Origin of the sequence: Pseudomonas sp. BMS12 (genome assembly GCF_001592875.1) — a bacterium.
In the GTDB taxonomy this organism is placed as follows: domain Bacteria; phylum Pseudomonadota; class Gammaproteobacteria; order Pseudomonadales; family Pseudomonadaceae; genus Aquipseudomonas.
This window is the reverse complement of sequence record NZ_LSOF01000019.1, coordinates 131462-156297: the sequence shown is the minus strand read 5'-3', so window position 1 is coordinate 156297 and position 24836 is coordinate 131462. Positions and strand designations below refer to the sequence as shown.

The 24836-nt window shown below is 67.4% G+C and carries 27 protein-coding genes and 1 riboswitch; of the genes, 17 read left to right on the top strand and 10 right to left on the bottom strand.

Translation table 11 applies throughout. The features are described 5' to 3' along the window. A partial coding sequence (gene hrpB, locus AYB31_RS18605; RefSeq protein ID WP_068830447.1) for an ATP-dependent helicase HrpB occupies positions 1-987 on the bottom strand: 987 nt, incomplete at its 3' end. A 109-nt stretch (positions 988-1096) separates the two neighbouring features. Here hrpB and AYB31_RS18600 point away from each other — a divergent pair. From AYB31_RS18600 to AYB31_RS18590, 3 genes are read left to right on the top strand one after another with little or no spacing between them, the layout of a single operon-like run. Further along, positions 1097-1513, top strand: coding sequence for a polyribonucleotide nucleotidyltransferase (locus AYB31_RS18600; protein WP_068830445.1), 417 nt, complete (start codon positions 1097-1099; stop codon positions 1511-1513). Beyond that, on the top strand, positions 1513-2019 hold the full coding sequence (locus AYB31_RS18595; RefSeq protein WP_068830444.1) for a DinB family protein: 507 nt from the start codon (positions 1513-1515) through the stop codon (positions 2017-2019). Before AYB31_RS18600 ends, AYB31_RS18595 begins: the two co-directional genes overlap by 1 nt. Then, positions 2016-2900, top strand: a complete 885-nt coding sequence (locus AYB31_RS18590; protein WP_068830442.1) for a cation diffusion facilitator family transporter — start codon at positions 2016-2018, stop codon at positions 2898-2900. The genes AYB31_RS18595 and AYB31_RS18590 overlap by 4 nt, the downstream gene beginning before the upstream one ends. Before the next feature lie 11 nt (positions 2901-2911). Here the strand turns inward: AYB31_RS18590 and AYB31_RS18585 are convergent, their stop codons facing one another. Both AYB31_RS18585 and AYB31_RS18580 read right to left on the bottom strand, forming a co-directional pair. Further along, positions 2912-3709 carry a 2-keto-4-pentenoate hydratase gene (locus AYB31_RS18585; RefSeq protein ID WP_068830440.1) on the bottom strand — a complete coding sequence of 266 codons (798 nt, stop codon included), beginning with the start codon at positions 3707-3709 and terminating at the stop codon, positions 2912-2914. Further along, positions 3706-4602: a TauD/TfdA dioxygenase family protein gene (locus AYB31_RS18580; protein ID WP_068830439.1), complete on the bottom strand. Its 897-nt coding sequence runs from the start codon at positions 4600-4602 to the stop codon at positions 3706-3708. Before AYB31_RS18580 ends, AYB31_RS18585 begins: the two co-directional genes overlap by 4 nt. A 110-nt stretch (positions 4603-4712) precedes the next feature. Here AYB31_RS18580 and AYB31_RS18575 point away from each other — a divergent pair, with 110 nt between their 5' ends. From AYB31_RS18575 to AYB31_RS18560, 4 genes are all read left to right on the top strand, one after another. Then, on the top strand, positions 4713-5765 hold the full coding sequence (locus tag AYB31_RS18575) for an AraC family transcriptional regulator (protein ID WP_068830437.1): 1053 nt from the start codon (positions 4713-4715) through the stop codon (positions 5763-5765). A 68-nt stretch (positions 5766-5833) separates the two neighbouring features. Continuing rightward, the gene (locus tag AYB31_RS18570) at positions 5834-6253 is read left to right on the top strand and encodes an MAPEG family protein (RefSeq protein WP_068830436.1); all 420 of its coding nucleotides are present in this window, start codon (positions 5834-5836) and stop codon (positions 6251-6253) included. A 323-nt stretch (positions 6254-6576) separates the two neighbouring features. After that, positions 6577-7056, top strand: a complete 480-nt coding sequence (locus AYB31_RS18565) for an Lrp/AsnC family transcriptional regulator (protein ID WP_068830434.1) — start codon at positions 6577-6579, stop codon at positions 7054-7056. 92 nt (positions 7057-7148) lie between these two features. Next, a complete protein-coding gene (locus AYB31_RS18560) occupies positions 7149-7367 on the top strand; it encodes a DUF2788 domain-containing protein (RefSeq protein WP_068830433.1) in 219 nt (72 codons plus the stop codon). A gap of 65 nt (positions 7368-7432) precedes the next feature. Here AYB31_RS18560 and AYB31_RS18555 read toward each other — a convergent pair whose 3' ends face one another. Further along, positions 7433-7999: a pseudouridine synthase gene (locus AYB31_RS18555; protein ID WP_068830432.1), complete on the bottom strand. Its 567-nt coding sequence runs from the start codon at positions 7997-7999 to the stop codon at positions 7433-7435. A gap of 179 nt (positions 8000-8178) precedes the next feature. On the opposite strand from AYB31_RS18555, the gene ahr reads away from it, so the two are divergent. Both ahr and AYB31_RS18545 read left to right on the top strand, forming a co-directional pair. Beyond that, positions 8179-9204: an NADPH-dependent aldehyde reductase Ahr gene (gene ahr / locus AYB31_RS18550; RefSeq protein ID WP_068830430.1), complete on the top strand. Its 1026-nt coding sequence runs from the start codon at positions 8179-8181 to the stop codon at positions 9202-9204. Between the two features lie 21 nt (positions 9205-9225). Continuing rightward, positions 9226-9699 carry a GNAT family N-acetyltransferase gene (locus AYB31_RS18545; RefSeq protein WP_442961832.1) on the top strand — a complete coding sequence of 158 codons (474 nt, stop codon included), beginning with the start codon at positions 9226-9228 and terminating at the stop codon, positions 9697-9699. Here AYB31_RS18545 and AYB31_RS18540 read toward each other — a convergent pair. Both AYB31_RS18540 and amn read right to left on the bottom strand, forming a co-directional pair. After that, positions 9676-10500, bottom strand: coding sequence for a hypothetical protein (locus tag AYB31_RS18540; RefSeq protein ID WP_068830427.1), 825 nt, complete (start codon positions 10498-10500; stop codon positions 9676-9678). The two genes, AYB31_RS18545 and AYB31_RS18540, sit on opposite strands and share 24 nt — an antisense overlap. 104 nt (positions 10501-10604) lie before the next feature. Next, complete coding sequence (gene amn, locus AYB31_RS18535) at positions 10605-12071, bottom strand: AMP nucleosidase (protein WP_068830459.1); 1467 nt, start codon at positions 12069-12071, stop codon at positions 10605-10607. A 156-nt stretch (positions 12072-12227) separates the two neighbouring features. Between amn and AYB31_RS18530 the strand changes: the two genes are divergently transcribed. Beyond that, positions 12228-12938 (top strand): hypothetical protein, encoded by a 711-nt coding sequence (locus AYB31_RS18530; RefSeq protein ID WP_068830426.1) that lies wholly within the window; start codon positions 12228-12230, stop codon positions 12936-12938. Between the two features lie 167 nt (positions 12939-13105). Here AYB31_RS18530 and AYB31_RS18525 read toward each other — a convergent pair whose 3' ends face one another. Continuing rightward, positions 13106-13786 carry an energy-coupling factor ABC transporter permease gene (locus AYB31_RS18525; protein WP_068830424.1) on the bottom strand — a complete coding sequence of 227 codons (681 nt, stop codon included), beginning with the start codon at positions 13784-13786 and terminating at the stop codon, positions 13106-13108. Positions 13787-13839: 53 nt separating this feature from the next. Beyond that, positions 13840-14044, bottom strand: a riboswitch (cobalamin riboswitch). A 110-nt stretch (positions 14045-14154) separates the two neighbouring features. On the opposite strand from AYB31_RS18525, the gene AYB31_RS21845 reads away from it, so the two are divergent. The 3 genes from AYB31_RS21845 to AYB31_RS18515 all read left to right on the top strand — a co-directional run bounded on the left by AYB31_RS21845 (position 14155) and on the right by AYB31_RS18515 (position 16298). After that, positions 14155-14298 (top strand): hypothetical protein, encoded by a 144-nt coding sequence (locus AYB31_RS21845; protein ID WP_177332312.1) that lies wholly within the window; start codon positions 14155-14157, stop codon positions 14296-14298. 112 nt (positions 14299-14410) lie between these two features. Then, on the top strand, positions 14411-15565 hold the full coding sequence (locus AYB31_RS18520; RefSeq protein WP_068830422.1) for an MFS transporter: 1155 nt from the start codon (positions 14411-14413) through the stop codon (positions 15563-15565). 67 nt (positions 15566-15632) lie between these two features. Further along, positions 15633-16298: a YoaK family protein gene (locus AYB31_RS18515; protein WP_068830420.1), complete on the top strand. Its 666-nt coding sequence runs from the start codon at positions 15633-15635 to the stop codon at positions 16296-16298. A gap of 64 nt (positions 16299-16362) precedes the next feature. On the opposite strand, the gene AYB31_RS18510 is transcribed toward AYB31_RS18515, so the two are convergent. From AYB31_RS18510 to AYB31_RS18500, 3 genes are all read right to left on the bottom strand, one after another. Continuing rightward, the gene (locus AYB31_RS18510; RefSeq protein ID WP_068830417.1) at positions 16363-18012 is read right to left on the bottom strand and encodes an acyl-CoA dehydrogenase family protein; all 1650 of its coding nucleotides are present in this window, start codon (positions 18010-18012) and stop codon (positions 16363-16365) included. Between the two features lies 1 nt (position 18013). Then, complete coding sequence (locus tag AYB31_RS18505) at positions 18014-18643, bottom strand: TetR/AcrR family transcriptional regulator (RefSeq protein ID WP_068830415.1); 630 nt, start codon at positions 18641-18643, stop codon at positions 18014-18016. A 186-nt stretch (positions 18644-18829) separates the two neighbouring features. After that, complete coding sequence (locus tag AYB31_RS18500) at positions 18830-21223, bottom strand: hybrid sensor histidine kinase/response regulator (protein WP_068830457.1); 2394 nt, start codon at positions 21221-21223, stop codon at positions 18830-18832. Between the two features lie 191 nt (positions 21224-21414). Here AYB31_RS18500 and AYB31_RS18495 point away from each other — a divergent pair, with 191 nt between their 5' ends. Genes AYB31_RS18495 through AYB31_RS18480 form a run of 4 tightly spaced genes read left to right on the top strand, consistent with a single transcriptional unit; the run spans position 21415 to position 24785 of the window. Beyond that, entirely contained in the window at positions 21415-22212 is a 798-nt protein-coding gene (locus tag AYB31_RS18495; RefSeq protein WP_068830413.1) for a hydroxymethylpyrimidine/phosphomethylpyrimidine kinase, read from the top strand. Continuing rightward, complete coding sequence (thiE, locus tag AYB31_RS18490; RefSeq protein WP_442961831.1) at positions 22209-22844, top strand: thiamine phosphate synthase; 636 nt, start codon at positions 22209-22211, stop codon at positions 22842-22844. Before AYB31_RS18495 ends, thiE begins: the two co-directional genes overlap by 4 nt. A gap of 28 nt (positions 22845-22872) precedes the next feature. After that, positions 22873-24156, top strand: coding sequence for a glutamate-1-semialdehyde 2,1-aminomutase (gene hemL / locus AYB31_RS18485; RefSeq protein ID WP_068830411.1), 1284 nt, complete (start codon positions 22873-22875; stop codon positions 24154-24156). Further along, complete coding sequence (locus tag AYB31_RS18480) at positions 24153-24785, top strand: DUF6962 family protein (protein WP_068830409.1); 633 nt, start codon at positions 24153-24155, stop codon at positions 24783-24785. Before hemL ends, AYB31_RS18480 begins: the two co-directional genes overlap by 4 nt. Positions 24786-24836: the final 51 nt, after the last annotated feature.

The window sequence follows — 24836 nt, the reverse complement described above, 5'->3', positions numbered from 1 at the left end:
GCGGCCGGCGCGCTGGGTGGCCGAGGCGCGGGAGATGCGCTGGGTATCCAGGCGGGTCATGCCGCTGGCCGGGTCGAAGCGCGGCACCCGCGCCAGGCCGGCGTCCACCACCACGCGCACGCCGTCGATGGTCAGGCTGGTTTCGGCGATGTTGGTGGCCAGCACCACCTTGCGCATGCCGGCCGGCGCCGGTTCGATGGCGGCGCGCTGGGCATTCAGTTCCAGCTCGCCGTGCAGCGGGCAGAGCAGCACTTCGGGACGCTGGCCCAGGCTTTCCTGCAGTTGTTCATGCACGCGGCGGATCTCCGCCTGGCCGGGCAGAAACACCAGCAGACTGCCTGGCTCGTCGGCCAGCGCCTGCAGCACGGTCTGCACGACCCTCTGCTCGATGCGCTCACCCGGCTGCCAGGGCGCGCCCCAGCGCATCGCCACCGGATGCATGCGTCCTTCGCTGGACACCACCGGCGCAGCGTCGAGCAGCGCGGAGAGGCGTTCGCCCTCCAGCGTAGCCGACATCAACAGCACCTTGAGCGGCGGCTCGTCGCGCAGCAGCTCGCGGCCGTTGAGGCACAGTGCCAGGGCCAGGTCCGCGTCCAGGCTCCTTTCATGAAATTCATCGAAGATGACCAGGCCGACGCCCTCCAACGCCGGGTCATCCTGCAGGCGGCGGGCGAGGATGCCTTCGGTGACCACCTCGATACGGGTATTGGGCCCGACCTTGCTGTCCAGACGGATGCGATAGCCCACCGTCTCACCGACTTTCTCACCCAGCTCGCTGGCCAGGCGCTCGGCGGCGGCGCGGGCGGCCAGACGACGCGGCTCCAGCATCAGGATGGATTGCCCGGCCAGCCAGGGTTCGCCCAGCAGGGCCAGGGGTACGCGGGTGGTCTTGCCGGCGCCGGGCGGCGCCTCCAGCACGGCCTCGTGGCGCTCGGCCAGGGCGGTGCGCAGGGCAGGCAAGACGTCGTCGATGGGCAGGCGGTTCATGCAATCTCCAAATGGGCCGGCGATTATAAGTATGAACCGACACCGTTCGTCGGCATCCAACTGCAACAGCGGCTTGATATAGTGCCGCCCCCATTGTCAGGAGGTGCATATGCGCACGTTTTCCCGTGTTACCGGTGGTGTTCTCGCTCTGACCCTGATTGCCCAGCTGACAGCCTGCGGCACCATCCTGTACCCGGAACGCCGCGGCCAGATCGACGGCAAGGTCGACATCGCCGTGGTCGGCATGGATGCCATCGGCATCCTGTTCTTCGTCATCCCCGGCCTGATCGCCTTCGGCATCGACTTCGCCACCGGAGCCATCTACCTGCCGGACGGCAAATACAGCCTGGCACCCGAAGTACTGCAAGAAGCCATCGGTGCCGATGGCCAGATCGACCAGGCTCGACTCAAGGCCATCCTGCACCGCGAACTGGGCCGCGACCTGCCGCTGGACGACCCGCGCCTGATCCAGCACAGTGGCGGCATCGAGCAACTGGCCGCCCTCGGCCTGCGCACGGAGGCCTGATGCCACATCCGCTCGCCGCCCACCTGCAACGCCTGCTGGCCTACCACGGCTGGGCCTATGCCCGCTTGCTCGGCGAGCTGCAGCCTTTGACCGAAGAGCAGTACCGCGCCCCTTGCGGGCTGTTCTTCGACAGCATCCACGGCACCCTCAACCATCTGGCAGTGGTCGACCGCATCTGGCTGGCGCGGGTGCGCGATGAGCCGCAGCCCTTCGCCAAGCTGGATGCCGAGGCGGTGAGCGAACGCACGGCGTTCGAGGACTACCTGGAAGTCGGCGTCGCCGCCTGGCGCAACCAGCTCGACGGGCTCACGGATGTCGAACTGCTGGCTCCGATCAGCTACCGCAACATGGCCGGCGAGCCGTTCCAGTGGCCGTTGCTGGATATCGTCAGCCACCTGGTCAACCACGGTACCCATCACCGTGGCCAGATCACCGCGGCGCTGACGGCACTGGGTCGTCCGGCGCCGAAGCTCGACTACATCTACGCCCTGCCAGAACTACCATGACCGCCTCACCCAAGCATGCCCGCCTGATGCGCCAGGCCACCTCGGCGGCGCTGGCCACCGCCCTGCTGCTGGCCCTGGCCAAGGCCGTGGCTTGGTGGCTGAGTGGTTCGGTCAGCCTGCTGGCCGGCCTCACCGACTCGCTGCTCGACGGCGCCGCCTCGCTGCTCAACCTGATCGCCGTGCACTACGCGCTGCGCCCGGCTGACGAGGACCACCGCTACGGCCATGGCAAGGCCGAAGCCCTGGCCGGCCTGGCCCAGGCCCTGTTCGTCGGGGCCAGCGCGGTGCTGGTGGCACTACAGGCTGTCGAGCGCCTGCAACACCCACAACCGCTGGGCGCGCAGGCACTGGGTATCGCGGTGATGCTGCTGTCGCTGGCGATGACGGTCGCCCTGCTGCTGTTCCAGCACCACGTCATCCGCGAGACCGGCTCCACGGCGATTCGCGCCGACTCCCTGCACTACCGCTCGGACCTGCTGCTCAACAGCAGCATCCTGCTGGCCCTGGTGCTGGCCGCCTTCGGCTGGCACCGACTGGACCCACTGTTTGGCTTGGGGATCGCCGTCTACATCCTGTGGAGCGCGATCAGCATCGTGCGTGAAGCGGTGGCGGTGCTGATGGACGAGGCCCTGCCACCGGACGTCAACGAGCGCATGCACGAGCTGGCCTGCGCGGTGCCCGGCGTACTTGGCGCCCACGACCTGCGCACGCGTATCTCCGGCACCCGCTGGTTCGTCCAGCTGCACCTGGAGCTACCCGGCGAACTCAGCCTCAGCGAGGCCCACCAGCGCTGCGAGGCGGTCGAGCAGGCCATCCACGACGCCTACCCGCGCGCCGAAGTGCTGGTGCATGCCGACCCGGTCGAGCTGCTGCAGCACTGACGACGCACTGCTCAGGCGAACGCGCAGTTCACCTCGCCCAAGCCTGTCACCTGCAGAGACAGCCGGTCACCTCTGGCCACCTCGGCAATCGGCGCCTGTGCCCCGGTCAGCAGCACGTCACCGGCGCGCAGCGGCCGGCCCAGCGAGGCCATCTTGCGCGCCAGCCACAGGGCCGTGGTCAGCACCTCGTCCAGCACTATGGTCACGTCCGCGCGCAGCGGTTGACCGTTGCACAGCAGCGTGGCAACCAGCGCCTGGCCCTGCAGCTGCGCCAGCGGCACCACCGGCTCGCCCAGCACATAGAGCCCGGAGGACAGGTTGTCGGCGACCGCATCGAGCAGGGTCAGCTGCCAGCCTTCGATGGCCGAGTCGTTGATTTCCAGCGCCGGCACCACGCCGGCAATACTGGCCAGCAGCTGCTCGCGGCTGATCTCGCCAGCGGGTAGATCCGCACTCAGCAGCAGCGCCAGTTCGACTTCCACCTTGGGCTGCAGCAGAGACTCCCAGGCGATGCTCGCGCCCGACTGGCAGGCGCTGTCGGCCAGCAGCCAGCCGTACAGCGGCTCCTCGACCTTGAGCGCGGCGCGCAACGCCGCCGAGGTCAGCCCGGCCTTGGCGCCGCTCAGACGACGGCCCTGGGTCAGGGACTGTTGCAGACCAGCGATCTGCACTGCATAGGCCTCATTCAGACTGGCCAGGGCGAAAGCCTCGCTGACCCGCGGCCCGGGCTGGCACTGACGGCGTGCCGTGGCCAGGGCATTGGCGGCGTCCAGCAGGCGCGTATCGCGGATAGGCGTGTGCAGGCTCATCGGCTCGGTACCTCGCCGACCACAGTGGTGCGGAACATCTCGCGGCGCATGCCGTGGTAGTCGGCAATCGGCAGGTGCCAGGTGCTGCGGTTGTCCCAGATCGCCAGGGTGCCCTGGCGCCAGCGCATGCGGCAGGTGAAAGCCGGGGTGGTCACCAGGTTGAACAGGTAGTCGAGCAGCGGCTTGGCCTCTTCCGCACGCAGGCCCTTGATGCCGCTGGTGTAGGCCGGATTGATGAACAGCACCTTCTTGCCGGTCTCCGGGTGGCGGATCACCAGCGGATGCGCGCGGGTGTCTGCCGCGGTGTCCTTGCCGAAGTTGATCGCCATGTTCTCCAGCAGCGCATTGTGGTTGGCGCCGACGCCATAGGCGCGCTCCGGGCTGTGCACCGCGTCGAGGTTCTCCAGCAGCGCCTGCATGCCCGGCGACAGCCACTCGTAGGCCAACGCCAGGTTGGCGTAGCAGGTGTCGCCGCCGTATGGCGGAATGTCGTGGCCGTAGAGCAGAGTGAACGCCGGCGGTCGTTCCTGGAAGGTCCAGTCGGTATGCCAGGCGCCGCCGAAGACGAAAGGCGTCTTCTCGTTGGCTTCCTTGACCACATGCACCACGTGCGGATGCTCGGCCATGGTCTGCACATAGGGTTCGCGGCCGAATTCGCCGAGCTGCTGGGTGACCCGTTCCAGATCGGCGGGACTTAGGTTCTGTTCGCGGATGAAGATCACCTTGTGCGCCAGCAGGGCCTGGCGCAGTTCGGCGAAGCCCTCCTCGTTCAGACGGGTCAGGTCGAGGTCCTCGACATCCGCACCAATGGCGCCGGTGGTCGGCGTCACGCGGAAATGCCGGTAGTCGGCGGCACGGTTGTGGCTGGGCAGGGCGTAGATGAATTCATTCATGACCGGAACGCTCTTGTTGTTGGAGTGGCCCCAGCATGCGACGCTCCCGCTGGCCAATCCATGATAATGACTGCCACAAATTGATAATCACTGCCAAAGGAGGCCGCTCGATGAACTGGCGCCAGAGCCGCCCGCTGACCGGCGTGCGCTACCTGTTGGACGTAGCTCGCAGCGAGGGCGTGGACGCCTCGGCCTGCCTGATCGGCAGCGCCATCGCCAGCGAGGCGCTGCAGCAGGCCAATGCGCAGATCGAGGCCTGGCAGGAGCTGGCGGTGATTCGCAACCTGATCGAGCACGCCGGGCGCCCCGGTCTGGGCTTCGTCGCCGGCCAGCGCTATCACCTGACCTCCCTGGGCCTGCTCGGCTTCACCATGCTGGCCAGCCGCACCCTGGACGAGGCCTTCGCCGCCTTCCGCCGCTACCAGCTGCTGGCCCTGACCCTGTGCCCGGCGCGCATCGAGACGGAACGCCGCGGCACCTGGCTGCTGTTCGATGCCAGCGTGCTGCCCCAGGACGCGCGTTGCTTCGTGATCGAGCGCGGCCTGGCCGGCTGCCTGAGCGTGAGCGCCGAACTGCTGCAGCGCCCGGCCACGCCGCTGGCGATAGAGATGACAGCCGAAGCGCCGGATGACCTGGCTGCCTTGCAACGCGACTTCCCCTACCCGGTGCGCTTCGGCGCAACGCGCGACGGCATCCTGTTCGCCAACACCGAGTTGCAGCTCAAGCTGCCGCAGGCGCATATCAGCGCCCAGCTCGAAGGCGAGCAGCTGTGCGAACGCCTGTGCCTGGAGATTGCCCACGACCTGGTCACGCCGCCCACCGCGCGCCAGGTGCAGCAGGTGCTGATCCGCGACTCGGCCACGCTGCTCGCCGGCCGCACCGTGGCCGAGCGCCTGAGCCTTTCCGAGCGCACCCTGCATCGGCGTCTGGCTGCCGAGGGCCACTCCTTCCAACAACTCAACGAGCAGATCAAAAGACGCCTGGCCGAGCGTCTGCTGCTCGACTCGCCGCTGGATCTCGGCAACATCGCCCAGCGCCTGGGCTATGCCGATGCGGCCAGCTTCTCGCGGGCTTTCGTGCGTTGGAACGGCTGCTCACCCGGGCATTGGCGCAAGCAACTCGTCACTGCCGGCGACGGTCTTCCGGAATGGCGAAGCGACTAGAGCATTTACTCTAAAACCTCTAAGCTGGCGCCGCTTCGCCCACATAACAACAAGCACAAGGAGCCGCCATGTCCCTCTCCCCCTCCGCCATCGCCCTGCTCGGGCTGGTCGCCTGGACCCTGTTTCTCGCCCTGCTGCTGCTCAACCAGCGCGGCCTGCTGGTGCTCAGCGGGCGCATGCAGGTCAACGCCTTCGCCCCCGACGGCAGCAATACCCCGGGCGCCTTCGGCCAGCGCCTGGTCCGTGCCCATGCCAACAGCCTGGAAAACCTGCCGATGCAGGCCGCTGTGCTGCTCTATGCGATGCAGGCAGGCCTCACCGCGGTGACCGACCCGCTGGCCTGCGTGCTGCTGGGCGCGCGCGTGTTCCAGTCACTGATGCACCTGATCAGCACCAGCCCCCTGTTCGTCTGGCTGCGCTTCGCCGGCTGGCTGGTACAGTTGGTCATCCTGGCCTGGTGGCTAGCCAAGCTCAGCGGCCTGGCCTGAATCGCAGGCAAGAAAAAGGGGAGGCTCGAGGCCTCCCCTTTTTCATGTCCGTCGCGCGCAATTGTGTCGCCGCTTCTTTCCTCGCCCGCCTGGTTGGGCAGTGCGGACCCGGGTGCCTGCGCGATCCGGTAGGACCGCCGGCGCCGCGACACCTGATTGGGCGTGGCGGGTGGACATCAACGTCCGGGCCTTGAAACTGATAGAAAGCTTAACGGCGCAGCGCCGGCACAGGATTGCGAATATTGCTCACCTGAACGCTACTTGCGCAATTTTTCACCCCTGTTAAAGTCATCTGCGCAATCAATAAAGAAAAAGACTCTTCCATGAACAAGCTTGATCGCTATGACCTGCGTATTCTCGCCGAGCTGCAGCGCGATGCGCGCATCTCCAACCAGGAGCTGGCCGAGCGCATCGGCCTGTCGCCCTCGCCCTGCTCGCGCAGGGTCAAGCAACTGGAGGACGACGGCTACATCGCCCGCCAGGTAGCGCTGCTGGACAGCAAGAAGCTCGGCCTGAGCCTGACCGCCTTCGTCCTGATCGGCATGGACCGTCACACTCCGGAGCGCTTCGAGCACTTCCAGGCGGTGATCCGCCAGTGCCCCGAGGTACTGGAGTGCAGCCTGGTGACCGGGATGGACGCCGACTACCAGCTCAAGGTGGTGGTGCCGGACATGGACCACTACCAGAAATTCCTCCTCGGCCAGCTGACCCGCATCGAGGGCGTGACCAGCGTGCGCTCCAGCTTCGTGCTCAACCAGGTGCTGTCCAGCACCGAGCTGCCGCTGGAGCACCTGCGCGGCTGATCGCCGCAGGGCCGACCGGCGTGTGCCGCCTGGCGGGCCGGGTTGCGTATAATCGCCGCCCCGTTGTCTGCTAGCGCCCGCCGAGGTCCCCGATGGAAACCGAACAGTTCGAAAACCTGATGATGTACGTCCTGGTCGGCGGCCTGATGATCTTCATGTTCTTCATCATCTGGGACCTGGCGAAGAAGTCCAAAGCCGGCCGCCTCGGCACCGCCATCCTGTTCCTCGGCCTGGGCCTGTGCCTGTTCGCCTTCCTGGCCAAGCCGATCATCACCTACATCATCGAAGTCTCGCGCGGCATCCACGGCTGATCGAACCCGTAGCCCGAATGCAGAGTTGCCGTCGCGGCCAAGGCCCCTCCTACAGCGGCTAGCCGCTACAGCTGCGGCGGCAGATCGCGCCACTGCCCCGGCTGCAGTCCCTCCAGGCTCCATGGCCCGATACGCACCCGCACCAGGCGCAGGGTCGGCAGGCCCACGGCGGCAGTCATGCGCCGCACCTGGCGGTTGCGACCCTCGCGGATCACCAGCTCGAGCCAGGCGGTCGGCACGCTCTTGCGAAAACGCACCGGCGGATTCCTCTCCCACAGTTGCGGCTCTTCCAGCTGGCGCGCCTCGGCCGGCAGGGTCGGACCATCGTTGAGCTGCACACCCTCGCGCAGCTGACGCAGCTGTTCCTCGCTCGGCTCGCCCTCCACCTGCACCCAGTAGGTTTTGGCCAACTTGTGCTTGGGGTCGGCGATCTGCGCCTGCAGGCGACCATCGTTGGTCAGCAGCAGCAGGCCCTCGCTGTCGCGATCGAGGCGCCCGGCCGGATAGACGCCGGGGACGGCGACGAAGTCCTTGAGGGTGGCGCGGCCCTGCTCGTCGTTGAACTGGGTGAGCACGTCGAACGGCTTGTTCAGCATGATCAGTCGCGGCTCGGCCGGCGGCGCCTTGGCCACGCGGCGCAGGGCGGGACGACGGGGAGCGGAAGGGCGAGGAGGACGCGGCATAAACAGACCAGTGAGCGGTGCGAAGGCGCCAGTTTAACCGAGCACTATCAGCAGCGCTGATGATGCACGCAGAGCCTGCCGGTACAGCTAAGCTGCTCGGGTCGAATCATCAGTCACGAGGACGCGTCATGAGCAACGAACTCGCCACCTTCACCGGCTGGGCCGCCACCGCAGCCGGCGCGCCGCTGGAGCGCTTCAGCTACGACCCGGGCCCGCTGGGCGCCGAAGAAGTCGAGGTGGCTGTTGAGTACTGCGGTATCTGCCACTCCGACCAGTCAATGATCGACAACGAATGGGGCAATGCGCGCTACCCCTTCATTCCCGGCCATGAAGTGGTCGGCACCGTGGTGCGGGTGGGTGAACAGGCGCGCGGCCTCAAGCTCGGCCAGCGCGTCGGCATCGGCTGGTACAAAGGCAGCTGCATGCACTGCGGCTCGTGCATGGAAGGCTCGCACAACCTCTGTCGCACGGTGAAACCGACCATAGTCGGCAGCCATGGCGGCTTCGCCGATCGCCTGCGCTCGCACTGGGCCTGGGCCGTGCCACTGCCGGAAGGCCTCGACCCGGCGCTGGTCGGCCCGCTGTTCTGTGCCGGCTCCACGGTGTTCAGCCCGTTGCTGGAATTCGACATCAAACCCACCGACCGCGTCGGCGTGGTCGGCATCGGCGGCCTCGGCCACCTGGCCCTGCGTTTTCTCAACGCCTGGGGCTGTGAGGTCACCGCCTTCACCTCCTCGCTGAGCAAGCAGGACGAGGCCAAGCGCCTGGGCGCGCACAAGGTGGTGGCCTCCACCGACAGCGCGGCAATGAAGGCCATCGCCGGCACCCTGGACTTCCTGCTGGTCACCGCCAGCGCCGACCTGGACTGGAACGCCCTGCTCGCCACCCTGCGCGGCAAGGGCCGCTTGCACTTCGTCGGCATCGTGCCGAGCGCGATCCCCACCCATGTGTTCAGCCTGATCCCGCAGCAGAAGAGCCTGTCCGGCTCGCCGGTCGGCTCGCCAGCCAGCATGAAAACCATGCTGGAGTTCTGCGCCCGCCACCAGATCCTGCCGCAGGTGGAGCAATTCCCCATGAGCCAGGTGAATGCAGCGCTCGATCACCTGCGCGCCGGCAAGGCGCGCTATCGCGTGGTGCTCGACGCCAGCCAGTGACAAAACGGGCCGATCAGTCGCATGATCGGCCCGCCTCCCTCGCACGTTTCCGCCATGCGCTACTGCATCGACCAACCGCTTGCCGCCGACATGCCCCGCCTGCTGGAAGTCTGGGAGGCGGCGGTGCGCGCCACTCACCACTTCCTCGCCGAAGCGGACATCCAGTTCTACAAACGCATGCTGCGCGAGGAGTATTTTCGCCTGGTCAAGCTGACGTGCCTGCGCGATAGCGCCGGGCGGGTGATGGGTTTTCTCGGCACCGCCGAGGATCGCCTGGAAATGCTCTTCGTCGACCCTCAGCAGCACGGCCAGGGTATCGGCAAGACGCTGCTGCACTACGCCATCGAGCGCGAAGGTGCGCGCCTGGTCGACGTCAACGAACAGAACCCGGGCGCCGTGGCCTTCTACCTCAGCCAGGGCTTCGTGCAGATCGGCCGCTCGCCGCTGGACGGCGCCGACAAGCCCTTCCCGCTACTGCACTTGCGCCTGGGCTGAGAGCTCGGGCACCTGCGCCTGACCAGGCCACTGGCGCAACCAGCGCGACAGCCCCATTTCGACGCCGACCAGCGCCAGCAGCAGCCCGAACAGCATCAGCAAGGTCAGGTAGAAAGGCTTCAACACCTGGGCCAGCTGACGCTTGAGCAGCCCCAGCAGAAAGTCGGCCTGAAACAGCTGCTCGACACGCGCATCGAGCACGTCGAGCACGACCTGCCGATCCACTTTCGTGTATTTGTTGGCCTGCTCCACGGCCGTCTCTCGCACCAGCTCACCCAATAGGCTGGCCTGCAGATAGTCGAACAAGCGGATGCCGACGCGCTCGGCCAGAGAAGCCTCGTCCAACTGCGGTGCACGCGCCAGAATCTGCGCCTGCAGGTACTGCGCAGCCAGGTGGTTGAGCAACGCCTGCACGCTGGTGTTCTGCAGTTCACGGCCCAGGGCCTGCTGATCCTGCGCCTGCAGGTAGGTGGAAAAGTCCTGCCACACGGCATCTGCGACCGACTGCACCAGCGGGGCATAGCTATCCAGGTGGCGATGCACCTGTTGCTGCCCGCCATAGAGCAGGCCGGCCTGCACGCCGAGGAGCGCACCACAGGCCGGCAGCAGCAGGAAGTACAGTTTCAGCAGCCAATGATGCCAGCGCTTGCGACGCGCCAGCCAGCCTCGCCGTTGCAGCTGTAGCGTCAGCAGCAGGCCGACCACCAGGCCGAGCAGCAGACCGAGGCAGCTGTAGCCGAACAGCGAGAGAAAACTGAAGGGCTCCCACAAGCCGGCGAGAAGAACCTGAGCCTGGTCCATGAATACGACACTCCTTGTCATGCGTACAGGGAGCGCAGCCTAACCCACTGCGCGCCCCGCCGCCGCCCGAACGCATCATCCTGTGCGCCGGGGCACAAAGCGCCTCAGCGGAACGGCGGCTCGTCGAAACTGCGCAGCTTGCGCGAGTGCAGCGAGTCGAGCTGGCAGCGCAGCAGGTCGAGGGCGCTGATGCCGATGGCCAGGTGCTGGCTGACCGCGCGCTGATAGAAGCCGGTGGCCGAGCCGGGCAGTTTGATCTCGCTGTGCAGGGGCTTGTCCGACACGCACAGCAAGGTGCCGTAGGGCACCCGCAGGCGATAGCCCTGGGCGGCGATGGTGCCGCTCTCCATGTCCACCGCCACCGCGCGGGAGAGGTTGATCAGCGGCCGCTCATGGGCCCAGTGCAGCTCCCAGTTGCGGTCGTCGTAGGTCAGCACGGTGCCGGTACGCAGACGCTTCTTCAGGGTTTCGCCGCGCTCGCCGGTGACCTGTGCGGCCGCTTCCTGCAGGGCCTGCTGCACTTCGGCCAGTGCCGGAATGGGGATGTTCGGCGGCAGCACCCGGTCGAGAATGCCGTCGCGGCGCATGTAGGCGTGGGCCAGCACATAGTCGCCGATGGTCTGCGACTGACGCAGGCCGCCGCAGTGGCCGATCATCAGCCAGCAGTGCGGGCGCAGCACGGCAAGGTGGTCGGTGATGTTCTTGGCGTTGGACGGGCCGACGCCGATATTCACCAGGGTTACGCCGTGTCCATCGGCGCTGATCAGGTGATAGGCCGGCATCTGGTAGCGATGCCAGACTATCGCGTCGGCCACCGCCTGAGCGTCGTCCTCGGAGGTGCCGCGCTCGATGATCACGTTGCCCGGCAGCACCATGCGCACGAAACGCGGGTTGTCGCGCAGCTGCTCCAGGCCGTGACGGATGAACTGGTCGACGTAGCGGTGGTAGTTGGTCAGCAGGATCCACGGCTGCACGTGGCGCCAGTCGCTACCGGTGTAGTGCTGGATGCGCTTGAGCGAAAAATCGGTGCGCGCCGCATCGAACAGCGCCAGCGGCAGGTCGCTGCTGTCGCCCCAGCCATACAGGCCGTCGGCCACCGAGTCGGTCGCGGCGGACAGGTCGGTGCTGGGAAAGACCCGCGCCAGCTCGGCCGCGCTGACCCCGGAGCCGGCCAGCTCATCGCCCTGATCGACCACGTAGGGGTAAGGGATGTTCTCCTGGCTGAAGCCAACCTCGACGGTGACCGAAAAGTCCTCCATCAACGGCCGCAGCTGGTCCAGCAGGTAACCGCGAAAGGCCTGCGGCTGGGTCACCGTGGTGCGGTAGGTACCCGGCACCTGGACTTTGGCGTAGGCACGCACCGTACTCGGCACTTCGCCCTGACAGTGGTAGGTCAGGCGCAGCTCGGGATAACGGAACAGCGCGCGCTCGCTCTCGCTCGGCTGGATACGTTCCTTGAGGTAGCGCTTGAGCGCCAGGCTCAGGCCGTCGACAGCCTGGCGGTGGAGTTCGGCGAGGCGCTCGACGGCTTCCTCGGCAGTGGCGGCGACAACGAAATCGGTATGCGGCATGGCAGTCACGGGCAGCTTCCTGGCTGGGGCTATGCCCCTATCTTGCGCCCTGCGACACCCGACTTGCCAGCCTCAGGCACTGCCTTGCCGGCTGCGACCGGGCAAGGGGCGCACAGGCGATCTAGGCTTTCACTATCGTGCCCGTGGAGAGTCGCTGTGCGCCGCCTGTTCATCCTCTGCCTGCTCATCGCCGCGCCAGCCCTGGCCGGCGAACTGGATGGCCGCTACCAGGCCAACCTCGACAACCAGCCTACCGAACTGATCCTGCGCAGCCAGGAGCAACAGGTGCAGGGCGAGTACCTGGAAGGCCCGCACCTGCGCCTCAAGCTCAGCGGAACCTTCGATGGCCAGCTCCTGCAGGCGCAGATCAGCGACCCTGCCTCAGGGCAGATCCTGGCCAACATGAACGCCAACTATGCCGACGGCATGCTCAACGCCAGCCTGGCGGCGCGCGACCCTGCCAGTGGTGAAGCCCTGCTGCGCGAGGCGCTGTTCCAGCGGATCGCGCCCGCACCACCGCCCGCCGACCCGAATCAGGACCCGGCCCTGGTCGGCACCTGGATCTACGAGCAGATGACCAACAGCACCGGCCTGGAGTTCGCCTCGCTGACCACCGTCACCACCCTGCGCATTCGCGCCGACGGCAGCATCGAGCAATGGCGACGCAGTGTGGCCGGTGGCAGCGAGTGGAGCTATGACCGCCCCGGCGAACTGCAGTACCGCGGCCGCTGGCGCAGCGACGGCGACCTGCTGCTGGTCCAGCTGCAAGGCGCCAGCGAGTTCCGGCCAGCCGCGCGTTACCACTTCAGCGAGCCGTATCTGGTGACAGAGAGCAATACCGGCAAGATGACCTGGCAGCGGCGCTGAGCGCCCACACTCCAGCACCAGAACAGCCCCTGGTGTGCCGCGAGCGATAAGACGGGCCTGGTGAAACGGCCGGAGATATGGCCAAGCGCAAACGCGTTGGCGTTGGCGTTGGCGTTGGCCATTTGGATAGCGCCAGAGCGGTTTCCCGATCTGGCGCGCAGACGGGCTCAGGCCGGCTGATGCAGCCGCACGTTGAACAGCGGGCCCTGGCTGAAGCGCGACAGGGCCTTGGCGGCGGCCAGCACGCCCAGGTCGATCAGCGGCTCGACCAGGATCACGCTCATGTAGGCCAGGCCGAAGCTACCGACCGAGGCCAGGTTCTCGCTGCTGAAACCGTGGCCGTAGAAAGCCCAGAAGGCCACCCAGGCGACGATGCCGCCCTGATAGGCGGTGGACAGCGCCAGGGCCTGCTTGTAGGAGGTATCCACATAGGCCGTGCGCGCCGGGATGATGCGCTTGGCTAGCAGATGGATGCCCCACAGCGGCACCAGCAGGGTGGTGACGTTCATGCCGTACTGCGGCAGATCGAACTGGGCGAAGAACAGGCCCTGCAGCAGCAACCCGGCCGCCAGGCCGATGGCCGTCGCGCCGGCGCCGAACAGCAGCAGCAGGGTCGAGCCGAGAATCAGATGAACTTCCGAGACGCCCACCGGATGGTGCGGCAGTACCTCGAAGAAGCAGAACACCAGGGCAGTGGTCAGCAGGCTGCGCAGGGCCAGGGCGGTGGCGCCACCATTGTCGCGCAAGCTGTCGCGGGCGAGCTTGGCGGTAAGGCCGAGGGCGCCAGCGGCGGTTGCATAGCTGAGGAAGAGTTTGGTGCCCGTGACGACGTCGGGTTCGATGTGCATAAGGGTTCCTTGGCCGCGCCCACCGCGCGACGATCCGGATTGAGGGAGAGGGCATAGGCCCGTTGGCGATGGCAGGTCTCCTGGCTCGCGGCTTGGCACTTCGCCCGCCTTCCCAGCCCGAGGGGCCAGTGGCGTGTGGGCGCAGTTCGCCGCTTACAGTTGCGGGGGCAGCCAGGGCATTGGCGACGAGCGCCGCACCCTGTTCCCTTTTCATCCGGCCACGCGGGGCGTGGCGGAACCATCGGCGGCAACCTTACCCGCAGCGCCGGAGAAAAGACAGCGCCCGTTACCGGGCGTCCGAGGCGCATTGACCCCCGCCCAGAGCGCGCCATAGACTGCGCGCCCCTTTCCAACCACGCCTCGTCGCCATGCTGTCGCTCTCCCACCTGCCCTGCTCCGTCCAGCCCGATCCCGAGCTGCTGGCGCGCACCCGGCCGGCCGACAGCAAACTGAAGCGCCGGCGCAGCGTGCTGTTCGCCTTCACCTTCTCTCCGCCAGCCGCTCAGCGCTGAGTCCTGCGGCCCTGCGCCGCAACGCCCCTGACTCCCCTACGCGCCCCGCCAGCGTGCGTGGGCATCCGTCGCTTTTTGGCCGCGCCCGGGCCGCAAACGGGCTGGAGAGAAAATGAACAACCGCTATCTGCTCGGCGTGCTGATCTTCGCCGTGTCCGTGGTCGGCATGACCATGGGCTCCACCCTGCCGCTGGTGGCCCTGCGCCTGCACCAAACAGGTGCCGGCAGCCTGGCCATCGGCCTTCTGTCCGCCCTGCCGGCCGCCGGTATGATGCTCGCCGCGCTGCTGGTGAACCGCCTGTGCAAGCGCTTCAACGGCCGCCAGCTGTACCTGGCCTGCTTCGCCCTGTGCCTGCTGGGCGTCGCCGCTCTGCTGCTGGCGCAACCCTCACTGGCGCTGCTGGGCTCGACCCGCCTGCTGCTGGGCCTGGGTATGGGCGTACTGGTGATACTCGGCGAATCCTGGGTCAACGAGCTGTGCGACGAACGCAAGCGCGGCCAGATCGTGGCGCTGTATGCCGCCTGCTTCACCGGCTGCCAGCTGGCCGGCCCGGCGATGATCGGCCTGTTCGGCGCGCAGAGCACCTGGCCGGTGCTGCTGGTGCTGACGGCCAATCTGCTGGCCCTGGCGCTGGTCTGGCACAGCCTGCCGGCAGATTGGCCGGAGGAGGCCGAAGAGGCGCCACGGCGCTTCTCCCTGCTCGGCTTCGTGCGCGTGGCGCCGGCACTCTGCCTCGGCGTGCTGTTCTTCGCCTTCTTCGACAGCGTGGTGCTCTCGCTCTTCCCGGTGTACGCCAGCGGGCATGGCTACGCGCTGGGCGTGGCGGCGCTGATGGCCAGCGTGATCCTGGCCGGCGACATGCTGTTCCAGGTGCCGCTGGGCTGGCTGTCCGACCGCATGGACCGGCGCACCCTGCACCTGGCCTGCGGAGTCGTGACCCTGGGCCTAGGCCTGGCCCTGCCCTGGCTGATCGGCCAGCGCGATGTGCTGTGGCCAGCCCTGGTGTTGCTCGGCGCGGCCGCCGGGGGCATCTACACCCTGGCGCTGGTGCTGATCGGCCAGCGCTTTCGCGGCCCGGAGCTGGTCACCGCCAACGCCTGCGTCGGCATGCTCTGGGGCGTCGGCAGCCTGCTCGGCCCGTTGCTCAGCGGCGCGCTGATGAACCTCGGCCCGCAAGGCCTGCCACTGGCTCTATGCCTGGCGGCCAGCCTGTTCGTGGTGGCCGCCCTGGGCGCGCTGCCGCTGGCGCGGCGGGTCTTCTCCTAAGGGTGCATGGCGCAGCCGTGGCAATTCAGGCATAACTGGAGCCACGACGACCGGGGGGCGTCGCGCCATGATCAATCAACTGCCACGCTGGGTGGAGATCGGCGGCTTCTGCCTGGCCCTGATCGCCGGCAGCGTCAACGCCATCGCCCTGCTCGGCTTCAACCACCAGGGCGTGTCGCACCTGTCCGGCAGCTCCAGCCTGCTCGGCGTGGAGCTGGCCCAGGGCGAACTGGGCAGCGCGCTGCATCTGCTGCTGATTCTGCTGAGCTTCGTGGTTGGCGCCGCCGTCAGCGGCTGCGTCATCGGCAACCAGTCGCTCAAACTCGGGCGGCGCTACGGTGTGGCGCTGCTGACCGAGAGCCTGGCCCTGCTGCTGGCGATGCTGATGCTGGAGCGCGGCAGCGATCTCGGCCATTTCCTGGCGTCGGCCGCCTGCGGCCTGCAGAACGCCATGACCAGCACCTACAGCGGCGCCGTGGTACGCACCACCCACGTCACCGGGCTGTTCACCGACCTCGGCATCATGCTCGGCCTGAAGCTGCGCGGGCAGCCGGCGGACCGCCGGCGCATCCTGCTGTACCTGATCCTGATCGGCGGCTTTATCGGCGGTGGCCTGCTCGGCGCCCTCGGCTACCAGGAGTGGGGCTATCGCTGCCTGCTCGGGCCGAGCGCGCTGGCCGCGCTGCTGGCGCTCGTCTACCTGGCTTATCGGCGACGCCAACAGCGGGCCTGAAACGACCGAGGCCCCGCACAGGGTGCGGAGCCTTAGTCTCGTAGCCCAGCTGGCGGCGGCGCAATCAGATCAGGTGCGGCGTACTGCGCGCCACCAGAGCTTCGACATCCACGCCACGCGGCAGGGTGCCGTAGACGCGACCGCCTTCACCCAGGCGACTGGCGATAAAGGCGTCGGAGACAGTGGCGTTGCCGGCTTCCAGCAGCAGCTTGGCCTGCAGCGCCACGGCTACGTCCTCGGTGAGCTGGCGGGCGCGGTACTGGATATCGGCGGTGTCACGGAAATTCGCCTGCAACTGCTGGATGTGAGCTTTTAGACGGGCGTCGCCGTGGCCGTCACCCAACTCGGCGAACAGCGCATCGAGCACGCCGGCCTCCTTGGACAGCGCGCGTAGCACGTCCAGGCACTGCACGTTGCCCGAGCCTTCCCAGATCGAGTTGACCGGCGCCTCGCGGTACAGACGCGGCAGGATGGTTTCCTCGACATAGCCGGCGCCGCCCATGCACTCCTGGGCCTCGTTGATCATCGCGGGCGCACGTTTGCAGATCCAGTATTTGCCGATGGCGGTGACCAGACGGGCGAACTTGTCCTCCTGCTCGTCGTGCGGGTTGTCCAGGGCCTTGCCCATGCGCATGGTCAGGGCCAGCGCCGCCTCGCTTTCCAACGCCAGATCGGCCAGCACGTTCTGCATCAGCGGCTGCTCGGCCAGCACGCGGCCACCGACCTTGCGGTGCGCGCAGTGGTGCGCGGCCTGGGTCAGGGCCTGACGCATCAGGCTGCTGGAGCCGATCATGCAGTCGAAGCGGGTCAGCGAGACCATCTCGATGATGGTCGGCACGCCACGGCCTTCCTCGCCGACCATCCAGGCCAGGGCGCCACGGAATTCCACCTCGCTGGAGGCGTTGGCCCAGTTGCCCAGCTTGTTCTTCAGGCGCTGGATATAGAACTGGTTGCGCGTGCCGTCCGGGCGATGGCGCGGCAGCAGGAAGCAGCTCAGGCCCTTGTCGGTGTAGGCCAGGGTCAGGAAGGCGTCGCACATCGGCGCCGAGCAGAACCACTTGTGGCCGACCAGCTCGTAGGCCTGGCCCGGGCCGGGAATGCCGAGCGGATGGGCTTTGGTGGTGTTGGCACGCACGTCGGTGCCGCCCTGCTTCTCGGTCATGGCCATGCCGATGGTGACCCCGGCCTTGTGTTCGATGCCGACGTTGCGGGGGTCGTACTCGGTGGCGAGAATCTTCGGCAACCAGATCTCGGCCAGGTTCGGCTGCAGCTTGAGCGCCGGCACGGCGGCGTAGGTCATGGTCAGCGGGCAGGCATTGCCGGCCTCGGGCTGGTTGTGCAGGTAGTTCAGCGCGGCGCGGGCCACCTGGGCGCCCTCACGCGGGTCGGTCCAGGGCAGCGAAGGGATACCGTGTTCGATGGCCATGCGCATCAGCTCGTGGTAGGCCGGGTGAAACTCCACCAGATCGACGCGGTGGCCGTAGCGATCGTGGCTCTTGAACACCGGCTTGTTCTCGTTGGCGAGGAAGCCGGCCTGCATCAGCGGGCCGCCAGCCAAGGCGCCATAGGCATCCAGTTTGTCCTCAGCCCAGCCGCCACCGAAGCGCCGCGTCCATTCCTGCAGCGGCAGGTCGACCCGGTACAGGTTGGCGCCATCCAGCGAGGGCACCTGGTTGAATACTTCGTGGGTTTCGGCGAATTCGTGCAGGGACATCTCAGGACTCCGGGGCGCCGACGGCGCGCAGGCAAAAGGTGATCAGGGATTGGCTGACGGTGGCCAGGTCCACCACCGGCTGACCGGCCTCGCGCGCGGCGCGAGCCGGAGGGGAAAGCGGGCCTACCAAGGCCTCGGCGATGGCGCCGACCAGGCAGGCGGCCACCAGGTTGACCTGGCTCACGCGGAACACGCCGCTGCGCACGCCCTCCTCGAGCAGGTCGATGAACAGCTCGGCGTAGGCCTCGCGATACAGCAGGCGTTGCTCGTCGACTTCCGGATCGACCGGTTCGGCGATCAGGGCGAAGGCCAGGCGCCGACTGTGCCAGGCACGACTGGCGAACTGGTCGAGCCCTGCGGCCAGACGCTCGACGGGACTGCCCGCGCCGCGCAGTACGGCAGCCAGGGCGTCCACTTCGATACGGCAGGCATTGCTGAAGACTTCCGCCGCCAGCTCGCCCTTGCCGCTGAAGTGGCGGTACAGGCTACCGGTGGCGATCCCGGCATCCTCGGCCAGGGCCTGCATGGTCAGGTTGGCGAAGCCACCTTCACTGACCCGCTGGTGGGCGCAGACGAGAATGCGTTCGCGCAGTTCCTGGGCTCGGTCGAGGCGAGTAGCTTGGTTGCTCATAAAGTGAATCCGGATTCAGTAATTACCGATAGTGAATCACGGTTCATTTCTTTATGGAAAGGGTATTTCCGCCAAATATGGCGGTTCTATCTAATCGGCTTGACCGTTAGCGGGGGATTTCGCAGCGCCCTGCGCAACACTGCGGGCCATGCAGGCGCGAGCCTGGCTCGCGCCTGCGGGTGAGGGTCAGGCGCTGGCCGGCTGGCACAGCACCCAGTCATGCAGCAGCGTCTGCAGCTCGAGGAACTTCACCGGCTTGGCCAGGTAGTCGCTCATGCCGGCGGCCAGGCAGCGTTCGCGATCGCCGCTGTGGCTGTGGGCGGTGATGGCCAGCACCGGCAACTCGGCACAACCCGGCAGCTGGCGCAGTGCGCGGCAGGTGGCGAAACCATCCATCACCGGCATCTGGCAGTCCAGCAGCACTGCGTCGATGGGCTCGCTGCGCAGCATTTCCAGGGCTTCGCTGCCGTTGTCGGCGGTGCGCACCCGATAGCCGAGCTTGAGCAGCATGCCGCGGGTGACCAGTTGATTGATCGCGTTGTCCTCGACGATCAACACGGTGCACTGCTCGGGGCGACGCTGCGCCAGGCCACCCACGCGCCGCACCGGCACCGGCGCGGCGCCGCCACGCTGCTGGATCGGCTGACTGAGTTCCAGGGTGATGGCAAAGGCGCTGCCCTGCCCCGGGCGCGACTGATGCTGCAGGCTGCCGCCGAGCAACTCGACCAGCTGGCGGCAGATCGCCAGGCCGATGCCCAGGCCGCCGTACTGACGGGTCAGGGAGCCGTCCAGCTGATGGAAGCGCTGGTACAGTTTGCCGCCCTGCGGCACGACGAAGCCGATGCCGGTGTCGACCACCTCGAAGCGCAGCGGCATGCTGGTCGTCAGCGGCCCCGCGGCGGAGATACGCAGGCTGACGCGGCCCTGGTGGGTGAACTTGATGGCGTTGTCGAGCAGATAACCGAGGCTCTGCGCCAGCTTGGCGGCATCGCCTTCGAGGGTGTCGGGCAGGCTGTCCTCCAGCTCGACGACGAACTCCAGGCCCTTGTCGGTGGCCATCGGGCCGTACTGTGCACGCAGGCCATCGACCAGACCGCGCAGGCTGAAGGGTTCGCGGCGCGGGTACAGCTTGCCGGCCTGCAGCTCGTTGAGGGCGAGGATATCGCCGACCATGCGCATCATGTCGCGGGCCGAGCTGGCAGCAGTCTTCTGGTACTGCTCCAGCTCGACGTCCATCTTCACCGTCTGCATCAGCTCCAGCGAGCCGATCACCCCGTTCATCGGCGTACGCAGCTCGTGGGTCACGGTGGCGAGGAACTCGTCCTTGAGCCGGTTGCTGTCGGCCAGCTCGCGGTTCAGCGTTTCCAGCTCGCGTCCGGCCTCCTGCAGGATGCGCGTGCGCTCTTCCTTCATGGCATTGATGCGGTCGGCCAGGGCCAGCGACAGCAGCCCCACCTCCAGCGCCGAGCCGATCTGGCTGCCGTACATGGTGAGGAACAGGTTGGGCAGGTAACCCAGCACCATCAGGGTGTTGACCGCACCGCCGACCAGGAAGGCCGTCCAGGCGAAGATGAAATAGCGCGCCACGCGCATGCCGCGCAGCCAGGCCAGCACCCCGGAACCGAACACCACGACGGTAAAGGCCAGGGCGAGGAAGGTAGCCAGGCGCAGCGCGGTGGCATAACTGCTGGTCAGCGCCATGATCATCACCAGCACGCCACCGGCCATCATCAGGCGCAGCGCGCGGTCGGCCCAGGGGCTGTGCTCGGCGGTATGCAGGAAGCTGCGGGCGAACTGGCAGCCAAACAGCGCCGCCGAACCGATCAGGAAGGGCGTGGCGGCGTTGGCCCACCAGGGGCTGTCCGGCCAGAAATACTGGATGCCGGCACCGTTCACCGACACCTGGTACAGGCCGAACGAGGCGATGTAGAGGATGTAGTAGAGGTAACTGGTGTCGCGCACGCTGAGGAAGATGAACAGGTTGTAGATCAGCATCACCAGCAGCACGCCATAGATGATGCCGAGGATGTAGATGCGCGTGGGCTGTTCTTCCAGGTAGGCCTGGTACGACCACAGGGCCAGTGGCACCTGCATCGAACCCTGGCTCTCCATACGCAGATACACGCGCCGCTCCTGGCCGGGCGGCAGGTCCAGCTGGAAGACGAAATTGTTCTGCTTGATCTGCCGGCTGGAGAACGGCAGGGCGTCACCGGTGCGCTGCGCCAGACGATAACCACCGGCGCCATCGGGCAGGTACAGCTCCAGGTGATCGAGCGGCGGATAGGCCAGCTCCAGCAGCCAAGGCTGCGGACCGCCATTGGCGCTGGGGCTGTAGGTCAGGTCCAGGCGCACCCAGAAGACCGAGCGCGAGTAGCCGGCATTGAGCACTGGCTGGTTATGCGGGCGAAAGCTGCCCTGCAGGGCCGGCGAACTGACGTCCGCGATGCTGGCATCGCCGCGCACATCTTCGAAGACATGCATGACCGCGCCCAAAGGCAGGCGCCGGGTGTGCTCGTCGAACTCGACGGCATGTGCCAGCCAGGACAGCCCGCACAGGATAAGAAAAACACAGTAACGCATGCCGCCCCGCATAGATCTCGCGCAGCCGCGCACAGAGCCCTCTTCTCCCGACGGCGCGGCCCGCAGAATCCTTCTGATTGGAATGGCGGCACTCTAGCACAGGCATGGCGCGGTGAAAGCCGCCCACTCGGACAAGTTGTCGCGCCGAGCGGATTGGGCCGAGCCGGCGCCTGGTGGTAAGCTCGCCGGCCATGAACAGACACAACTCCCGCCCCGTCGTCCTCTGCCTGTCCGGCCACGATCCATCTGGTGGTGCCGGCCTGCAGGCGGACATCGAAGCCCTGCTCGCCCAGGGTTGCCACGCCGCTCCGGCGGTAACCGCGCTGACCGTGCAGGACACGGTCGACGTCAGCGACTTCCGCGTACTCGACCGCGACTGGGTGCTGGCCCAGGCCCGCGCCATCATCGCCGACCTGCCGGTGGCCGCCGTCAAGCTGGGCATGCTCGGCTCGGTGCAGATGGTCGACACCGTGGTCGAGATCATGCAGTCGCTGCCCGGCGTGCCGCTGGTCTGCGACCCGGTACTGCGTGCCGGCGGTGGTGGCTCGCTGGGCAAGGACGACGTCGGCTATGCCATGCGCGAACGCCTGCTGCCGATCGCCGCCGTGGCCACGCCCAACCTGCCGGAGGCGCGCATCCTCGCCGAACTGCCCAATGGCACCGCCGACGAATGCGCCGAGAAGCTTTCGCGCTACTGCCAGCACCTGCTGATCACCGGCGGCCACGGCGACGAGGCCGAAGTGCACAACCGCCTTTATATACGCGGCGGCGCCAGCCACACCTTCACCTGCGCCCGCCTGCCCGGCAGCTACCACGGCTCCGGCTGCACCCTGGCCAGCACCCTGGCCGGTCGCCTGGCCCTGGGCGAGGAAGTAGCCAGCGCCGTGCGCTCGGCCCTGGACTACACCTGGCGCACCCTGCGCGACGCCGAACAGCCCGGTCGCGGCCAGTTCGTGCCGCGCCGCCTGCCGCTGGACTTCTGTTCGTGAGCAGCAGACTGCGCGGCCTCTACGCCATCACCGACAGCCAGCTGCTCGCGGACGGCAAGCTGCTGCCCTATGTCGAGGCAGCCCTGAAAGGTGGTGCCCGCCTGCTGCAGTACCGCGACAAATCCAGCGATGAAGCCCGCCGCCTGCGCGAAGCCGAAGCCCTGGCCGAGCTCTGTGCCCGTCACGGCGCTGAACTGATCATCAACGATGACGCCGAACTGGCCGCCCGGCTCGGCGTCGGCCTGCACCTGGGCCAGAGTGATGGCTCGCTGGCCGCCGCGCGCGCCCTGCTCGGACGCAAGGCGATCATCGGCGCCACCTGCCACGCCCGTCTCGACCTGGCCGAGCAGGCCGCGAGTGAAGGCGCCAGCTACATCGCCTTCGGCCGCTTCTTCAACTCGCAGACCAAGCCCGGTGCCCCGGCCGCCACGCCCGAACTGCTCAGCGAAGCACGCCAACGCTTCAGCCTGCCGATTGTCGCCATCGGCGGCGTCGACCTGGGTAACGGCCGGCAGCTGATCGAGCATGGCGCCGACCTGCTCGCGGTCATCCACACCCTGTTTTCCGCGCCCTCCGCCGCCGAGGTGGAAAGCCGCGCACGTGCCCTGTGTGCGCTATTCACTCCTTCCTGATTCGAGCCCCTTTACAAAGAGAGTCGCCATGTCCCGTTCCGAAGCCCTGTTCGCCAACGCCCAGAAACACATCCCCGGCGGCGTCAATTCGCCGGTGCGCGCGTTCAAGAGCGTCGGCGGCACGCCGCTGTTCTTCAAGCACGCCGAAGGCGCCTATGTGGTCGATGAGGACGACAAGCGCTACGTCGACTACGTTGGCTCCTGGGGCCCGATGATCCTCGGCCACGCCCACCCGGACGTGCTCGACGCAGTGCGCAACCAGCTGCAGCACGGCCTGTCCTACGGCGCGCCGACGGCCATGGAAACCGAAATGGCCGATCTGGTGTGCAGCCTGGTGCCGTCGATGGAGATGGTGCGCATGGTCAGCTCCGGCACCGAGGCGACCATGAGCGCCATTCGCCTGGCCCGCGGCCACACCGGCCGCGATGCCATCATCAAGTTCGAGGGCTGCTACCACGGCCACTCCGACAGCCTGCTGGTCAAGGCCGGCTCCGGCCTGCTGACCCAGGGTGTTCCGAGCTCGGCCGGCGTGCCGGCGGACTTCGCCAAGCACACCCTGACGCTGCCGTTCAACGACCTGGCCGCCGTCGAGCAGTGCCTCGCCGAGGTCGGTTCGACCGTCGCCTGCATCATCGTCGAGCCGGTGGCCGGCAACATGAACTGCGTACCGCCGGCGCCGGGCTTCCTCGAAGGCCTGCGCGAGCAGTGCGACAAGCATGGCGTGGTACTGATCTTCGACGAGGTGATGACCGGTTTCCGCGTCGCCCTCGGCGGCGCCCAGGCGCACTACGGCGTGACGCCGGACCTGTCCACCTTCGGCAAGATCGTCGGCGGCGGCATGCCGGTCGGCTGCTTCGGCGGCAAGCGCGCCATCATGGAGTGCATCGCCCCGCTCGGCCCGGTGTACCAGGCCGGCACCCTGTCCGGTAACCCGTTGGCCATGGCCGCCGGCCTGACCACCCTCAAGCTGATCAGCCGCCCAGGCTTCCACGCCGAACTGACTGACTACACCAGCCGCATGCTGGCCGGCCTGCAGGAACGCGCCGATGCTGCCGGCATTCCCTTCGTCACCACCCAGGCCGGCGCCATGTTCGGCCTGTACTTCAGCGGTGCTGACGACATCGTCACCTTCGCCGACGTGATGGCCAGCGATGCAGAGCGCTTCAAGAAGTTCTTCCACCTGATGCTGGACGGCGGCGTGTACCTGGCGCCCAGCGCCTTCGAGGCCGGCTTCACCTCCATCGCCCACGGCGACAAGGAACTGGAGATCACCTTCGCCGCCGCCGAGCGCGCCTTCGCCCAGCTCAAGTGACGCAGTACAGCACGGCGCTCAGAGACGCCATCCTGGCGCTGGCCTGCCTGGCCAGCCTGCTGTGGTTGCGCCCACGCATCGCCGGACTGGCGCTGCGGCGCCCCGTGCAACTGGGCTTCGGCCTGCCCGCCGCCGCAGCGCTATGCGGCGTGGTGCGTTTCGCTCTGGACCCGAGCTGGAGTGACGCACATCGGGCCCTCAGCCAGCTCGGCGGCGCCCTCGGTCTGCCCCTGCTGGGCCTGGCCGCGCTTGCCCTGGCGCGCCGTTTCGATTGGGGCAAGGCGACCTGGACGGTCCTGCTGCTGACCCTGGTCGGACTGCTGATAGGTGCCCGCTGGCTGGGCCTGGAGTCGCACTACCGCCTAATGCTCAACCTGGCCTCCCTGCTACTGATTCTCGCAGCCGGCCTGGCACGCTGGCCCCATCGCCAGCCGGCATTGGCCGCCGCTGGCGTGGTAGCCCTGTTTCTGCTCGCCGGCCTGGCCGTCGGCACCGAAGGCTTCATCGGCGCGCTGCGCCGGGTCGACCTGTTCCACGCCCTGCTGACCCTGGCTTACCCGTTGCTGGCCTGGCTGCTATTCGCGCTTCGCGAGCCACTCACCACGCAAATCCCGGTAAAGACTTTGTAAGGTCGCCCCGGCTTATCACATAATGTGATGGCCGGCGCGTTTCGCCGGCAG

Excerpts from the sequence above, each read along its gene's own strand:
- hemL (WP_068830411.1), top strand. The coding sequence starts at position 22,873 with ATGTCCCGTTCCGAAGCCCTGTTCGCCAACGCCCAGAAACACATCCCC.
- AYB31_RS18540 (WP_068830427.1), bottom strand. The coding sequence starts at position 10,500 with ATGGACCAGGCTCAGGTTCTTCTCGCCGGCTTGTGGGAGCCCTTCAGT.
- AYB31_RS18510 (WP_068830417.1), bottom strand. The coding sequence starts at position 18,012 with ATGTCCCTGCACGAATTCGCCGAAACCCACGAAGTATTCAACCAGGTG.
- amn (WP_068830459.1), bottom strand. The coding sequence starts at position 12,071 with ATGCCGCATACCGATTTCGTTGTCGCCGCCACTGCCGAGGAAGCCGTC.
- AYB31_RS18525 (WP_068830424.1), bottom strand. The coding sequence starts at position 13,786 with ATGCACATCGAACCCGACGTCGTCACGGGCACCAAACTCTTCCTCAGC.
- AYB31_RS18515 (WP_068830420.1), top strand. The coding sequence starts at position 15,633 with ATGATCAATCAACTGCCACGCTGGGTGGAGATCGGCGGCTTCTGCCTG.
- AYB31_RS18495 (WP_068830413.1), top strand. The coding sequence starts at position 21,415 with ATGAACAGACACAACTCCCGCCCCGTCGTCCTCTGCCTGTCCGGCCAC.
- AYB31_RS18545 (WP_442961832.1), top strand. The coding sequence starts at position 9,226 with ATGATCGGCCCGCCTCCCTCGCACGTTTCCGCCATGCGCTACTGCATC.
- AYB31_RS18560 (WP_068830433.1), top strand. The coding sequence starts at position 7,149 with ATGGAAACCGAACAGTTCGAAAACCTGATGATGTACGTCCTGGTCGGC.
- AYB31_RS18570 (WP_068830436.1), top strand. The coding sequence starts at position 5,834 with ATGTCCCTCTCCCCCTCCGCCATCGCCCTGCTCGGGCTGGTCGCCTGG.
- AYB31_RS18595 (WP_068830444.1), top strand. The coding sequence starts at position 1,513 with ATGCCACATCCGCTCGCCGCCCACCTGCAACGCCTGCTGGCCTACCAC.
- AYB31_RS18505 (WP_068830415.1), bottom strand. The coding sequence starts at position 18,643 with ATGAGCAACCAAGCTACTCGCCTCGACCGAGCCCAGGAACTGCGCGAA.
- AYB31_RS18575 (WP_068830437.1), top strand. The coding sequence starts at position 4,713 with ATGAACTGGCGCCAGAGCCGCCCGCTGACCGGCGTGCGCTACCTGTTG.
- ahr (WP_068830430.1), top strand. The coding sequence starts at position 8,179 with ATGAGCAACGAACTCGCCACCTTCACCGGCTGGGCCGCCACCGCAGCC.
- AYB31_RS18590 (WP_068830442.1), top strand. The coding sequence starts at position 2,016 with ATGACCGCCTCACCCAAGCATGCCCGCCTGATGCGCCAGGCCACCTCG.
- AYB31_RS18565 (WP_068830434.1), top strand. The coding sequence starts at position 6,577 with ATGAACAAGCTTGATCGCTATGACCTGCGTATTCTCGCCGAGCTGCAG.
- AYB31_RS18580 (WP_068830439.1), bottom strand. The coding sequence starts at position 4,602 with ATGAATGAATTCATCTACGCCCTGCCCAGCCACAACCGTGCCGCCGAC.
- AYB31_RS18500 (WP_068830457.1), bottom strand. The coding sequence starts at position 21,223 with ATGCGTTACTGTGTTTTTCTTATCCTGTGCGGGCTGTCCTGGCTGGCA.
- AYB31_RS18585 (WP_068830440.1), bottom strand. The coding sequence starts at position 3,709 with ATGAGCCTGCACACGCCTATCCGCGATACGCGCCTGCTGGACGCCGCC.
- AYB31_RS18600 (WP_068830445.1), top strand. The coding sequence starts at position 1,097 with ATGCGCACGTTTTCCCGTGTTACCGGTGGTGTTCTCGCTCTGACCCTG.
- AYB31_RS21845 (WP_177332312.1), top strand. The coding sequence starts at position 14,155 with ATGCTGTCGCTCTCCCACCTGCCCTGCTCCGTCCAGCCCGATCCCGAG.
- AYB31_RS18520 (WP_068830422.1), top strand. The coding sequence starts at position 14,411 with ATGAACAACCGCTATCTGCTCGGCGTGCTGATCTTCGCCGTGTCCGTG.